We start from the raw sequence: 13572 nt of genomic DNA, 5'->3' as shown, positions 1-13572 counted from the left end.
GAGGATGACGAGGTCGAGCCGATCCTGAGTGACGGTGAAGGCGCGCGCCACTTCCACCATCTGGCGCCGGCCGATCGACAGATCGCCGACAATATCGGACGCCGAAATGCTGTGGCCCGGAAAGATCTCGTCGAGCTTGGCGGTGATCAGATCCGCCGCCTTGCGCCGCCAACTGAGCCCGCGCAGCGACGCGTGGTTGATGCGCGTGTTCTCGGCGACGCTGAGGTTGGGGCACAGCGACAGTTCCTGGAAGACGCAGCGTATGCCGAGCTGCTGCGCCCGCGACACCGAGTAGTTGTCCTCGGTGTCGCCATGCACGCCGATCTTGCCGCTGTCGGGCACCAGCGTGCCAGCCACCATGTGCATCAGCGTCGATTTGCCGGCGCCATTGTGGCCGACGAGACCGACGCATTCGCCGGGACCGACATGGAAATCCACGCCGCCCAGCGCGCGAACGGCGCCGAAATGCTTTTCGGCGCCGTTCAGTCTGATGATGTCAGCGTTCCCTTCAGGCATGCTCAACGATACTCGCTTGGCTGTACGGACGGCAACGCTTGGCCGAACTCACTTGATGTTGGCTTTGATGGCCGCGATCGCGTCTTCCTGCGTGTATTCGTGGCTGGCGACGCCGCCCTTGGGGATCTTCGGCAGCTCGGCCTCGAAATCGTCCTGTGTGAAGGCCAGATACGGCACCAGCAGATCGTGCGGAATGTCGGTGCGGCCGTCGAGCACCTGCTGCGCCACCCAGAAGGCGAGCGACGACACGCCGGGCGCGATCGAGGCCGACCAGGTCTGGTAGCCGTCCTTGTCCTTCTGCTCCTTCCACCACTGCAGCTCGTCCTGGCGGTTGCCCATGATGATGGTCGGGCGCGGCTTGCCGGCGGCGGCGAAGGCCTGGGCCGCGCCGTAACCGTCACCGCCCTGGTCGACCACGCCGACGATGTCGGGCAGCGACGGCAGGATGGTCGCCACCGCCTTTTGCGCCGTCGTCTGGTCCCAGTCGCCGGTCACCGAACCGACGATCTTGAACTCGGGATGGGCCGCGACCCCCTCGAGGATGCCGGCATGGATGGCATCGTCGATCGAGGTCCCGGCAAGGCCGCGGATTTCAAGCAGATTGCCGCCCTTGGGCTGGAATTTGGCCATCTGCTCGATTTCCTGCTTGCCCATGTCCTTGAAGTCGACGACGACGCGGTAGGCGCAAGGTTCGGTTACGGTGCCGTCGAAGGAGACGACGACGATGCCGGCATCGCAAGCCTGTTTGATGGCGCCGTTGAGCGCATCCGGCGAGGCTGCGTTGATGACGATCGCGTCATAGCCCTGCAGGATCAGGTTCTGCACCTGTGCAGCCTGCGTCGGCACCTCCTTGTCGGCGGTGGTGAAGATGTCGGCCGCGCCGACGATCTTGTCGGCGACCGCCTTCTTGGTGACGATGCCATAGCTGTCGAGCATCGCCTGCCGCCAGGAATTGCCGGCATAATTGTTGGAAAAAGCGATCTTCTTGCCACTGGTGTCGGCCAGCGCCGTGCCCGAGGCGAGCATTGCCGCCAGAGCGCCCAGAACGAACAGTTTCTTCATGTCGTTATCCTCCCAGATGTGTTGACTGCTGCATTCCCACCGGCTTTGACCCCGGCCTCACTCCCAACTCTGATTTGAGCACGGATTATCGCGAGCTCAAAACAGTCTCAATCCCGGCACGCGCACCCTGAGCCGGTACAGCGACGTCGACGCGGTGATGTAGAGGCTTTGCAGATCGTCGTCACCGAAGGTGAAATTCGCGCAATCCTCGGGCGTCCGGATGACGCCAAGAATGGCACCCGAGGCGTCGAAAATGTGGATGCCGCCGGGTCCGGTGCAGTAGAGATTGCCGCGGCTGTCGATCTTCATGCCGTCGGGCGCCCCCGGCCCCTCGCCCTCGGTCACCGCCCACACCGCGCCGCCATCGAGGTCGCCATTGGCTTCGACGCCGAACACCCTGACGTGCCCGCGTTCGGTGTCGTTGATGAACAGCCGCGACTCGTCCAGCGAAAAGCAAAGCCCGTTCGGCTGCCCGAAATCGTCAGCCAGCAATGTCAGCCGGGCGCCATCGCCATCGATGCGGTAGACGCCCTGGAACGGCAGGTCCTGTGGCCGTGGCACGCCATAGAATTCCCTCCGGCCATAGCCCGGATCGGTGAAATAGATCGATCCGCCGGTGGCAACGACGATGTCGTTCGGGCTGTTGAGCTGCTTGCCCTGATGGTGCGTGGCAAGCACCGTCGCGCTGCCGTTGGGCTCGGCGCGGGTCACGCGGCTTGTTGCGTGCTCGCAGGTGACCAGCCGCCCCTGGCGGTCCAGCGTGTTGCCATTGGCCTTGTGGCTCGGCGCGCGGAACAGCTCGATCTCACCTTCGGCATTGCGGCGATACATCCGGCTTTCCGGAATGTCGGAAAAGACCAGCCATTTTTCGTAAGGGTGCCAGACCGGACCTTCGAGGAAGCCGAAGCCGCTCGCCAGCGTCTCAATGGTCGCATCGCCGACGACGTCGTCGAAGCCGGAATGGCGCGCACGCGCCGACACCGACATCATCGGCTCCCGGCGCGAACAGCCGTGCTACTCCGCATGGTGACGAATGGCATGAGCGCTTCCCGTTATAGTCTTCTTGTTGGGGCAGAGCGTAGGCGCGGTACCGACGAGCCGATACGGGTCAAAGCGCACGGCCGACTGTGCGTTTGCACAGTCTGCCGTGCCTATCGAGCACAGGATAGCGACGACGTCAGATCAGGGCCGGCGACCACTCCGCAAAAGCGCGGTCAAGGTTGCGCTCGCGCACGCCACAGCCACGAGCACGACCACGCCGGCAGCGTTGGACTCCTGTTGTGTTCGAGCCGAGTCGTGCTGCGCGGGTAAAGGCCCGTGAACCAACGTGTTCAGATCGGACCGGCTGCCGTGCCGAACGGAATAGGCGCGCGTGAACTCGGCACCGAGGAGGAAAATTTCCGACGAGTAGTAAACCCAGAGCAATATGACGAGCAGGCCGCCCGCGGCGCCATACGAAGACGCAATCGCGCTGGTGCCGATATACCAGCCGATAAGCGATTTTCCCAATGTGAACAGGGCCGCGGTCCCGACAGCGCCAATTGCGACATCGCGCCATTCCAGCGTTCGGTCGGGTAAAACCTTGTAAATGGCGGCAAACATCACGGAGATAAGTGCAAACGAAACGACGCCGTTGATCCCGCTGAGTATGATCGTTCCGAACGGCAGATAGGCGTTGATAAAATCGCCCAGTGCCGAAATCGCAGTGCTTGCGATGAGAGAGACCAGCAACAGGAACCCGAGTGCGGCCACCAACCCCAGACTGGCGGCCCGTGCCCGCACCAGACGCGACAGAGAGTTGCCTTGCGGTTCGATCTTCCAGATTGTGTTCAACGACTGCTGCATTTCGCCGAAGACACCAGACGCGGCCACCAACAAGGTGACCAGCCCTATGATCGCGGCCCAGGTGCCGTACAGACTGTCGGATGCACTTTCCAGCGCAGTCTTCAGGAGATCGGCGCTTTCCGGTCCCATCAGCCCTGATATCTGCGCGGACAAGGCCAATTGTGCGGCATCGTGGCCGAAGACGAGACCAGCAATCGCAACCATGATCAGCAAGATCGGCGCCAGCGAGGTGGTGGCATAGAAAGCCATCGCAGCACCATGGCTAAGCGCATTGTCGTTGATGAAGCCGACTATGCTTTCACGCACCAGATGCCATGAATCTGTGATTGAGGGTCGCACTTCGGGTCCGCAGGCATTGAGTTGGCGTTCACTAGCAATGCGCCTGACCTTCCGAAGTTCCGGGGCGTGGCCGCCGCTGTTTCAGTGCTCCGCCAGCCAGGCATCGAGCCGGTCCTGTTCGCGGCGCAGTGCGTCGATGTTGATCAGGCCACGCGCCATGGCGAGATAGATCGCCCGTGTCCGCGAGTTGAACACGGAAGCATCGCCGGCGCCGTCCTCCGCCGGCACGATGCCGAGCTTGTCGTAGCAGTGCTTGATGCGGCTCTGCGCACCACGGATCGACAGGCCGCGCCGCGCCGCGATCGCCCGGTCGGTCAGGCCGAGCGCGATGTCGATCAGGCTCTCATATTCGCCGTCGGTGATGCCCTCGAACTTGTCCTGCACGCGGTGCTGGATGCCGCGGATCTCGCGGTCGATGATGCAGTGGCCTTCGCGGAAAACCCCGCGCAGCGCAGACCGCATGCCCTCCTCCGTCGCCGATTTGAGCACATAGCCGTAGACCGAACCGGGCGGCACGATGCGCGCCACGCCGCGCACATAGGCTTCGTCGGCGAAATTCGACCAGAACAGGATGTGCGTGCCGGCGCGGCGGTTCCAGATCGCCTTGGCAACTTCGATTCCCGTCGCCTTCGGCATCTGCAAATCGAGCACGACATGCAGTGGCTCGCGTTGGGCCGCCAGGTTGATGGCGTCCTCGCCGTCGCTCGCCTCGATCACCTCGACGTCGCCGGGCCACAGCTGCTCCACCGTCCGCCGCGCGAAGCTACGGTGCAGCCCGTCATTCTCGGCGATCATCACAAGCATCACATGGCCTCCGATACGGCGAACTCGCCAGGCACCGCTGCCGCCGCCAATTCTCGCGACGGCTGGCGGTCGATCTCGACGACGACACGGGTGCCGCCGTTCTTGCGGCCGGCCTGGCCGATACGCAGCCGCGCCCCGATAAGGGCTGCCCGCGTGTGCATATGGCCGATGCCGCCATACGCAGCCGGGTCGACGGTGCCGCAGCCCTGGCCGTCATCCGTCACGATCACCCGCAGCACGCTCGCGGTCGACGCCAGCAGCACGTCGATGCGGTGCGCAGCGGCATGGCGAACGGCATTGTTGATCGCTTCCTGCACGATCCGGTAGAGCGCGGTCCGCACTGGCTCCGGCAAACTGTCGGCGCCGCCGTCGCTGGTGTCGGCGATGCGCACGGCGATCGGCGGCTTGGCCTTGCTGACACTGCGGTTGAGATGCGCTTCGACCGCATCGCGCAGGCCGAACAGTTCGAGCACGCTCGGCCGCATGGCGTCGACGATGTGGCGCAGTTCCGTCAGGCAGCCGGCGACCTCCTGCTCGAGGTCGGCAAGCTGCGCGGCCCGCGCCACGCCCTGGCCGCGCAAGGCCGAAAGCTGGCGCGCGATGCGGGCGAGATCGGCAAGCGTCTGGTCGTGCAGGTCCATGACCATGCGGCGGCGTTCGCGCTCCATGCCCTCGGTCAATAATTGCGAGGCGCCGACGCGCAGCAGTTCGACGCGGTTGCGCGCCTCGCTCTCGGCCAGCATGGCGCGGCGCGCCTCCTCGGTCTGGATCAGCGCGAAGATATAGGGCGCGATCAGATCGGCGCATTGCTGGGCGACCGCGACATCGGCAAGCGTGTAGCAGCCGATTTCGTGCCGACTGATGTTGAGCGCGCCGATGACGCTACCGCGCGCCCTGAGCGGCACGATGATGCGGCTGCGCAGCTTGGCCGCGAAAATCGGCTCGTCGAAAGCGCCGGCAAAATGAAAACGGTCGTCGACAAGCGCGTTGTCCGACAACAGGTAAGGCGTCTTGCCCCACAACACGAAGCGAATCGGACTGCCTTCCACCGGATGCTGGGCGAGCTCGCTCCAACTGGTGTGGAAACCGGCTTCGTAGCAGGCATGCATGCGCCCATCGTGAGACAGCACAGCCAGATCGATATGGTCGTGCGGGATGAGCGTGCCGATCTCGATGGCGGTCGCGCGGAACGCCGTGCCGGGATCGATATGGCCGGCAAGCGCCCGCGATATCGCCAGCAGCCGGTCGATCAGGACCAGGGACACTTCCGCCATTGCTTTCACGATCCTCCCGTGCCGCGAAATAGTGGACGCATGCCGCCGCCGCTGTCAACGACGGCGCCGTTGACTATAGGAATTTTTTCTTGACTCGGTGACCTCAGCTATGGTACATTTTTGTCCATGGTGCTGATTTGCGCCAGTGACCCGCCGCACAGGCGGGTTATTCGCTTGATGCTCCGTCAGCCAATGGCGGGCGAAGGCTCCGAAGAAACCCGTCAGCCCGAGTTCGTTGCCCTGCCGTTGGACCGGCCGATCAACTTGCGGTGCAATGATTGTAAAGGGTTCGCGTCCTGGTCTAGGGAGGAGGCCAGGAGAGCGAAACAGAATGCCAGTGACGCAAAACGTTGCTCCGGGCGCCCCGGGGATCCCGGCGCGCTGGACATCAAGCGCCAAGAGTGGCGTCGGAACGTCGCTTTCGCCGGCCGGCCGGATCTGGTTTACGATCAGCCACGGCATCCTCAACGAAGTCTACTATCCGCGCGTCGACAGCGCCTGCACCCGCGACCTCGGCTTGATCGTCACCGGTCCCGGCGGCTATTTTTCGGAAGAGAAACGCGATGCCGGGCATACGATCGAACCGTTCGAGGACGGCGTGCCCGCCTACAGGCTGGTCAATACGGCGAATGACGGCGCCTGGCGGATCGAAAAGCGTATCCTCGCCGACCCGGAGCGCCCGGCGCTGCTGCAGGAAATCACCGTCACGGCGCTGAAAGGGGTGCCCGGTGGCTACCGCGTCTACGCGCTTCTGGCGCCGCATCTGGTCAATGCCGGCATGGGCAACACCGCCTGGGTCGGCGAGCACGAGGGAAAGCCCATGCTGTTCGCCTCGGGGCGCGGCTCTTGCCTGGCGCTGGCCTCGTCGCTGCCCTGGCGAACCGGTTCGGCCGGCTATGTCGGCTTTTCCGACGGTTGGCAGCAACTCCACAATACAGGTGAGCTCGACGCTGCATACCAGCGGGCCGAGGACGGCAATGTTGCGCTGACGGGCGAGATCGGCTTTTCCGCGACCAGGACCAAGGCTTTGCTGGCGCTGGGATTTGGCGCGACGCCTGAGGAGGCCGCGGAACATGCTTTCGCCAGCCTGAAGCAGGGTTTTGAACCCGCGGCGAAATCCTATCTTCAGAACTGGCGCAATTGGCAAAAGGGCTTGCTGCCGCTGGACGACCGGCACGCGGTGCCCGGGATCAACTTCTATCGCACCAGCACCGCGGTACTGGCGACGCACCGGTCGATCGCGACACCAGGCGCCGCGGTCGCCAGCCTGTCGATCCCGTGGGGCTTCAACAAGGGTGACGACGACCTCGGCGGCTACCATCTGGTCTGGCCGCGCGATCTGGTCGAGACGGCGGGCGGCTTTCTTGCTGCCGGCGATGCTGCCTCGGCCCTGCAAATCCTCGATTACCTCAGCTCCATCCAGCAGCCGGACGGCCATTGGCCGCAGAACGCCTGGCTCGACGGATCGGCCTATTGGCCCGGCATCCAGATGGACGAATGCGCCTTTCCGCTGCTGCTGGCCGACGCTTTGCGCCGCGCCGGCCATTTGCCGCGCGCCAGGCTCATGACCTTCCTGCCGATGATCGAGCGCGCCGCCGGCTATGTCGTGCGCAACGGACCCGTCACCGGCGAGGACCGCTGGGAAGAGGATGCCGGCTACAGCCCGTTCACGCTCGCCGTCGAAATCGCCGCACTGCTTGCCGCGGCAGACCTGCTCGACGCCTGCGGCAAGACAGACGCCGCGACCTATCTGCGCGAGACATCAGACGTCTGGAACGACCAGGTCGAGCGCTGGACCTACGTCACCGGCACGGCGATCTGCAGTCAAGTCGGCGTCGAAGGCTACTATGTCCGCATAGCACCACCCGACAGCGCCGAGGCCGGTTCGCCGAAGGACGGCTATGTCCCGATCAAGAACCGGCCGCCCGGCGACACGGATCGGCCCGCCAAGGAGATCGTCAGCCCGGATGCACTGGCACTTGTCCGCTTCGGTCTGCGGGCGGCCGACGATCCGCGCATGACAGACACGGTCAAGGTCATCGACGCGCAATTGCGCTGCGATCTGCCGCAAGGGCCGCTCTGGTACCGCTACAACGGCGATGGCTACGGCGAGCATGAAGATGGCGCGCCTTTCGATGGCAGCGGCCAGGGTCGCCCCTGGCCGCTGCTGGCCGGCGAACGCGCCCACTATGAGCTGGCGGCGGGGCGCAGGGAAAAGGCGGCAAGCCTGCTGGCTGCGCTGGAAGGCTCGGCCGGGCCGGGCGGCCTGTTGCCGGAGCAGGTCTGGGACGGCGCCGATCTGCCGGAACGCGAACTGCTGCACGGCCGACCCTCGGGCAGCGCCATGCCGCTGGTCTGGGCGCATTCGGAGCATATCAAGCTGCTGCGCTCGCTGCGCGACGGCGCGATCTTCGACATGCCGCCGCAAGGCGTCAAGCGCTATATCGAGGACAAGACCGTATCCTCGTTCAGGACCTGGCGGTTCAACAACAAGATCCGCACCATGCCGGAGGGCAAGACGTTGCGCGTCGAATTGTTGGACCCGGCTACAGTCCACTGGAGCACCGACAACTGGGCGACCGCCCACGACAGCCATACGGTGGAGAACGCCTTCGGCATCCATCTTGCCGATCTGCCTGCGGCAAGCCTCCCCGAGGGAAGCACGCTGCTCTTCACTTTTTTCTGGCCCGGGACCGGCGATTGGGAGAATGTCGACTTCTCCGTCATATCGGGCGACCAAGATGGCCAGTAGATCACAGCCAGTAGACCTTCCCTCGATAAACCCGCAAATCTCTTAGAAAACAGGGACGAAACCATGCAGATCGGAATGATGGGACTGGGCCGGATGGGCGCCAACATGGTCCGGCGCCTGATGCGCGACGGCCACGAATGCGTCGTCTACGACATCAACCCGGCCAGCGTCGCGGCCCTGGTGACCGATGGCGCGTCAGGGGCGGCCTCGCTGGAAGAATTTGTCGGCAAGCTGGCCAAGCCGCGCTGCGTGTGGCTGATGCTGCCGGCGGCGATCACCGGCAGGATCATCGACCAGGTGGCGGCCCTGATGGAGCCCGGCGACATCGTCATCGACGGCGGCAATTCCTACTACCACGACGCCGTCGACCAGGCCGCGAAACTGGCCGGCAAGGGTATCCATCTTGTCGATGTCGGCACCAGCGGCGGCGTCTGGGGCCTGGAGCGTGGCTACTGCCTGATGATCGGCGGCCCCGACGTGGCGGTGCAGCACCTCGATTCGATCTTCGCCACGCTGGCACCGGGCGCCGACGTCGGCGCCAATCCGCCCAGCGATGCCGGCACCGCGCCCTTTGGCTATCTGCATTGCGGACCGAGCGGTGCCGGCCACTTCGTCAAGATGGTGCACAACGGCATCGAGTATGGCGTCATGGCCGCCTATGCCGAAGGCATGAACATCCTGAAGTCGGCCAATGCCGGCAAGCGGCAACGGACGGCGGACGCCGAGACCAGTCCGCTGGAAAACCCGCAATACTACCAGTTCGACATCGACCTTCCGCAGGTGGCCGAGGTCTGGCGGCATGGCAGCGTTATCGGCTCCTGGCTGCTCGACCTGACGGCCGGCGCCTTGAAAAGCGATCCGGGCCTTGTGAATTTCGGCGGCCGCGTCTCGGATTCCGGCGAAGGCCGCTGGACGCTGAAGGCGGCTATCGACACCGGCGTGCCGGCTCCGGTGCTGTCCTCGGCGCTGTTCGACCGCTTCTCCTCCCAGGGCGAATCCGAATTCGCCGACAAGCTGCTCTCCGCCATGCGCTATGCCTTTGGCGGCCATGTCGAGAAGCCGAAGGCCGGCAAGTGACGACACCGGGGGAGACACGCGCATGAGCCAGGAACGATCCGACACGCTGGTGCTCTTCGGGGCAACCGGCGACCTCGCCCACAAGAAGATATTTCCAGCCCTTTACCAGATGGTCGCCAAGGGCACGCTTACCGAACCGGTGATCGGCGTCGCCTTCGATGCCTGGGACCTCAAGCAATTGCAGGCGCGCGCGCGCGACGGCATCGTCAATGCGCTCGGCAAGATCGACGAAAAGGCGTTCGCCAAATTTGCCTCGCTGCTGCGCTACGTCAGCGGCGACTACCGCGATGGAGCGACATTCGAGAAACTGAAGAGCGCTCTCGGCACCGCACAGCGGCCGCTGCACTACATGGCGGTGCCGCCGACCATGTTCGAGACCGTCGTCCAGGGGCTGGAGCAATCAGGCACCGCGCATGGCGCGCGGCTGATGGTGGAAAAGCCCTTCGGTCACGATCTGCAATCGGCGCGCTGGCTGAACCGCGTCCTGCATCTGGTGTTCGACGAACAGTCGATCTTCCGTATCGACCATTATCTGGGCAAGGAAGCGATCCAGAACCTGCTCTATTTCCGCTTCGCCAATTCGCTGCTCGAGCCGATCTGGAACCGCAACTACGTCGAGAGCGTGCAGATCACCATGGCCGAGGATTTCGGCGTCGAGGGACGTGGCCGCTTCTATGACGATGTCGGCTGCATCAGGGACGTCATCGAGAACCATCTGCTCAACATCCTGTTGCTGCTTGCCATGGAGCCGCCTGTCGGCCGCTCCGCCGACGATCTGATCGATGAGAAGGTGCAGGTGCTGCGCGCGATCAGGACGCTCACCAAAGACGATGTCGTGCGTGGCCAGTTCACCGGCTATCTCGCCGAACCGGGCGTGGCGCCGAACTCGCCGGTCGAGACCTTCGCGGCGGTGCGTTTCTTCGTCGACACCTGGCGCTGGCAGGACGTGCCGTTCTTCATCCGCGCCGGCAAGAACATGCCGGTGCACGTTACCGAAGTGGTGGTGCGGCTGAAGCGGCCGCCGCTCGATGTCTTCGACCCGATCAAGCCCGCCGACCAGAACTACGTCCGCTTCCGCATCGACCCGCAGGTGGTGATCGCCATCGGCGCTCAGCGCAAGGCGCCGGGTGACGACATGATCGGCGAGCAGGTCGAACTGACGGCGCTCGACGACAGCAAAAGCGACATGCCGCCCTACGAGCGTTTGATCGGTGACGCCATGAACGGCAACGGTCAGCTCTTCACCCGCCAGGATGCCAGCGAACTGGCCTGGCGCATCGTCGGCCCGGTGCTTGGCGACACCACGCCGCCGCACCTCTACGAGCCGCTCACATGGGGACCCGCGGACGTCATGGCCGGGTTCGGGCCGCCCAATGGCTGGATCGATCCGGTGAAGTGAGAGGACCACACGATGGCCAAGGCAGTGAAGCAACCAGCATCGGGCACCGAGACGCCGGATACTGAAAAGATCGTGCTGACGATCGACATCGGCGGCTCGCACGTCAAGATCCTCACCAGTGCCGGCGGCGAGGAGCGCCGCGCCGACTCCGGACCGGGCCTGACACCGCAGCAGATGATCGACGCGGTGAAGAAGCTCGCCGAAGGCCTGTCCTATGACGTCGTCTCGATGGGCTATCCCGGCCCGGTCAATCACAACAGGCCGCTCGCCGACCCCGCCAATCTCGGCAAGGGCTGGGCTGGATTCGACTTTGCGGGCGCGTTCGGCAAACCGGTGAAAGTGGTCAATGATGCGCTGATGCAAGCCATCGGCAGCTACGAGGGCGGGCGCATGCTGTTCCTCGGGCTCGGCACCGGTCTCGGTGCGGCGATGATCGCCGACAACGTCGCCCAACCGATGGAACTCGCGCATTTGCCCTACAAGAAGGGCAGGAGTTTCGAGGATTATGTCGGCGAACGCGGCCTGGAAAAGCGCGGCAAGAAGAAATGGCGCAAATACGTCTTCGACGTCGTCGACCGGCTCCGTGCCGCCATGCAGCCGGACTATGTCGTGATTGGCGGCGGCAACGTCGACAAGCTCGATGAATTGCCCGCCGACTCCAGGCGCGGCGACAACACACGCGCCTTCGAAGGCGGGTTTCGTTTGTGGCGCGACAAAGCGCTGATAGTCTGATACTGTTATTGTTTAATATAGTTGTTCAAAATAACGTGTGACCTGACATCAAGTCGTTGCAATACGCAGATTTGCCGACTAGGAATTCCACGCTACACCAACGCCATTCGTCCCGTGGACGCACGAAGGACGCCATAGCATTTTGATTTCGCGCATGATCCTTTCCGGAAGTCGAATCCGATTTTCAGGTCATTCGCTGTAGACGGAGAAATAGAGTGACCGAGGATAGCAACAGTGCCCGTAAAGACATCGATCTGCTCGAGCTGACCGCTCACATCGTGTCCGCTTACGTCGAGAAGAACCGCTTGCCCGCCTCCGGCCTGGCCGACCTCATCGCCAGCGTCAGCGCCTCGATAAACGCGCTCGGCAAGCCTGCGGTCCCGGTGGCTGCCCCCCTGGTCCCGGCGGTCAACCCCAAGAAGTCGGTGACACCCGATTTCATCATCTGCCTCGAAGACGGCAAGAAGTTCAAATCGCTGAAGCGTCACCTGGGCGTGCATTTCGGCCTGACACCGGACGCCTATCGCGCCAAATGGGGCTTGCCGTCGGACTATCCGATGGTCGCTCCCAACTACGCGGCCTCGCGTTCGCTGCTGGCGAAATCCATCGGCCTCGGCCGCAAGGCTGCCCCCGTGAAGGCACCCGCCAAGGGCAGGAAGGCCAAGGCCTCGGCCTGAACATTCAGTCCTGAGCCAACAGTTAGGACGACTGGAACAGAAGCCTGCCGGCGAATTCGCCTTGGCAGGCTTCATGTTTTTATGGCTTGGATAGGTGGACGGGTTCCTAGAGCAATTCCAGGAAAATTGTGAAACGGTTTTCCGTCCGGAATTGCGTGAAAACAAGGAGTTAGAGCGGGTCGCCGTTTCCGTGAAACGGTGAACTGCTCTAGGGGAGCGAGCCATGAACTACACCAGGATGGTGATCGAGAAAGAAGCGCCGGAAGAATACGGCTATGACCGTATCCGCTACAATCTTTCGGAAAGTTCGATCGCCGACCAGAAGCTCTCCGAGATCGGCCTGTCGCTGCCTGATCTCACGCTTTTCTATGGCGAGCATCGCGGCGACAAGCAGTTGCGTGCATTGATATCGGCGCAGGATGCCGGCATTTCGCCGGATGATGTCCTGGTCACTGCCGGTGCCGCGGGCGCGCTGTTCATCATCTCGACCTCGCTCTTGTCGGCCAATGACCATCTCGTCGTCATCAGGCCCAACTACGCCACCAACATCGAAACCCCAAGGGCGATCGGCTGCGCCATCAGCTTTGTCGACCTGGCCTTCGAGGAAGGCTTCGCCATTGATGTCGAACGCGTCAAGGCGGCGCTGCGGCCGGACACGAAGCTGATCAGCGTCACCTGCCCGCACAACCCGACCGGCACGATGATGAGCCGAACCGAGCTCGATGCGCTGGTTGCGCTTGCCGAAAGCAGCAACTGCCGTCTGCTGGTCGACGAGACCTATCGCGACCTTTCCTACGACCGGCGGCTGCCGACGGCTGCCTCACTCAGCCCGAGAGCGATCAGCGTCTCGTCATTGTCCAAGGCCTTCGGCATTCCCGGCATCCGCATCGGCTGGCTGATCACCCGGGACGCTGAGCTTCAGGAGAAATTCCTCGCCGCCAAGGAGCAGATCGGCATTTGCGGCAGCGTCATCGACGAAGGCATTGCGCGGGGCATGCTCGAGCGCCGGGACGTCTTCCTGGCGACATTGCTGCCTGAAATGGCGAAGCGCCGTGACATCGTCCAGGCCTGGATCGATCGCGACCCGCTGGTCGA

The 13572-nt window shown here is 63.7% G+C and carries 12 protein-coding genes; 6 read left to right on the top strand and 6 right to left on the bottom strand.

Features of this window, described 5'->3' with window-relative positions:
- The 6 genes from EOC06_RS19290 to EOC06_RS19265 form a co-directional block, all read right to left on the bottom strand.
- Positions 1-516, bottom strand: a 516-nt coding sequence (locus EOC06_RS19290) for an ATP-binding cassette domain-containing protein (protein WP_164898655.1), incomplete at its 3' end; no start/stop codon positions are given.
- 48 nt (positions 517-564) lie between these two features.
- The gene (locus EOC06_RS19285; RefSeq protein ID WP_023811211.1) at positions 565-1578 is read right to left on the bottom strand and encodes an ABC transporter substrate-binding protein; all 1014 of its coding nucleotides are present in this window, start codon (positions 1576-1578) and stop codon (positions 565-567) included.
- A gap of 96 nt (positions 1579-1674) precedes the next feature.
- Positions 1675-2565, bottom strand: coding sequence for an SMP-30/gluconolactonase/LRE family protein (locus EOC06_RS19280; protein WP_128308531.1), 891 nt, complete (start codon positions 2563-2565; stop codon positions 1675-1677).
- 195 nt (positions 2566-2760) lie between these two features.
- Entirely contained in the window at positions 2761-3729 is a 969-nt protein-coding gene (locus EOC06_RS19275; RefSeq protein WP_245469785.1) for a YihY/virulence factor BrkB family protein, read from the bottom strand.
- Positions 3730-3843: 114 nt separating this feature from the next.
- Positions 3844-4566 (bottom strand): response regulator transcription factor, encoded by a 723-nt coding sequence (locus tag EOC06_RS19270; RefSeq protein ID WP_128308529.1) that lies wholly within the window; start codon positions 4564-4566, stop codon positions 3844-3846.
- Positions 4566-5840: a histidine kinase gene (locus EOC06_RS19265; protein ID WP_128308528.1), complete on the bottom strand. Its 1275-nt coding sequence runs from the start codon at positions 5838-5840 to the stop codon at positions 4566-4568. The genes EOC06_RS19270 and EOC06_RS19265 overlap by 1 nt, the downstream gene beginning before the upstream one ends.
- A 331-nt stretch (positions 5841-6171) precedes the next feature.
- Here EOC06_RS19265 and EOC06_RS19260 point away from each other — a divergent pair, with 331 nt between their 5' ends.
- The 6 genes from EOC06_RS19260 to EOC06_RS19235 form a co-directional block, all read left to right on the top strand.
- Entirely contained in the window at positions 6172-8592 is a 2421-nt protein-coding gene (locus tag EOC06_RS19260) for a glucan 1,4-alpha-glucosidase (RefSeq protein WP_128308527.1), read from the top strand.
- A 63-nt stretch (positions 8593-8655) separates the two neighbouring features.
- On the top strand, positions 8656-9669 hold the full coding sequence (gnd, locus tag EOC06_RS19255; RefSeq protein ID WP_127318788.1) for a phosphogluconate dehydrogenase (NAD(+)-dependent, decarboxylating): 1014 nt from the start codon (positions 8656-8658) through the stop codon (positions 9667-9669).
- 22 nt (positions 9670-9691) lie between these two features.
- Entirely contained in the window at positions 9692-11068 is a 1377-nt protein-coding gene (zwf, locus tag EOC06_RS19250; RefSeq protein WP_128308526.1) for a glucose-6-phosphate dehydrogenase, read from the top strand.
- A gap of 12 nt (positions 11069-11080) precedes the next feature.
- Entirely contained in the window at positions 11081-11800 is a 720-nt protein-coding gene (locus EOC06_RS19245; RefSeq protein WP_128308525.1) for an ROK family protein, read from the top strand.
- A 215-nt stretch (positions 11801-12015) separates the two neighbouring features.
- Positions 12016-12477 (top strand): MucR family transcriptional regulator, encoded by a 462-nt coding sequence (locus tag EOC06_RS19240; RefSeq protein ID WP_128308524.1) that lies wholly within the window; start codon positions 12016-12018, stop codon positions 12475-12477.
- A gap of 223 nt (positions 12478-12700) precedes the next feature.
- Positions 12701-13572, top strand: an 872-nt coding sequence (locus EOC06_RS19235; protein WP_164898654.1) for a pyridoxal phosphate-dependent aminotransferase, incomplete at its 3' end; no start/stop codon positions are given.

The sequence above is a fragment of the Mesorhizobium sp. M7A.F.Ca.MR.362.00.0.0 genome (genome assembly GCF_004023175.1).
In the GTDB taxonomy this organism is placed as follows: domain Bacteria; phylum Pseudomonadota; class Alphaproteobacteria; order Rhizobiales; family Rhizobiaceae; genus Mesorhizobium.
This window is presented reverse-complemented; position numbering and strand designations above follow the sequence as displayed.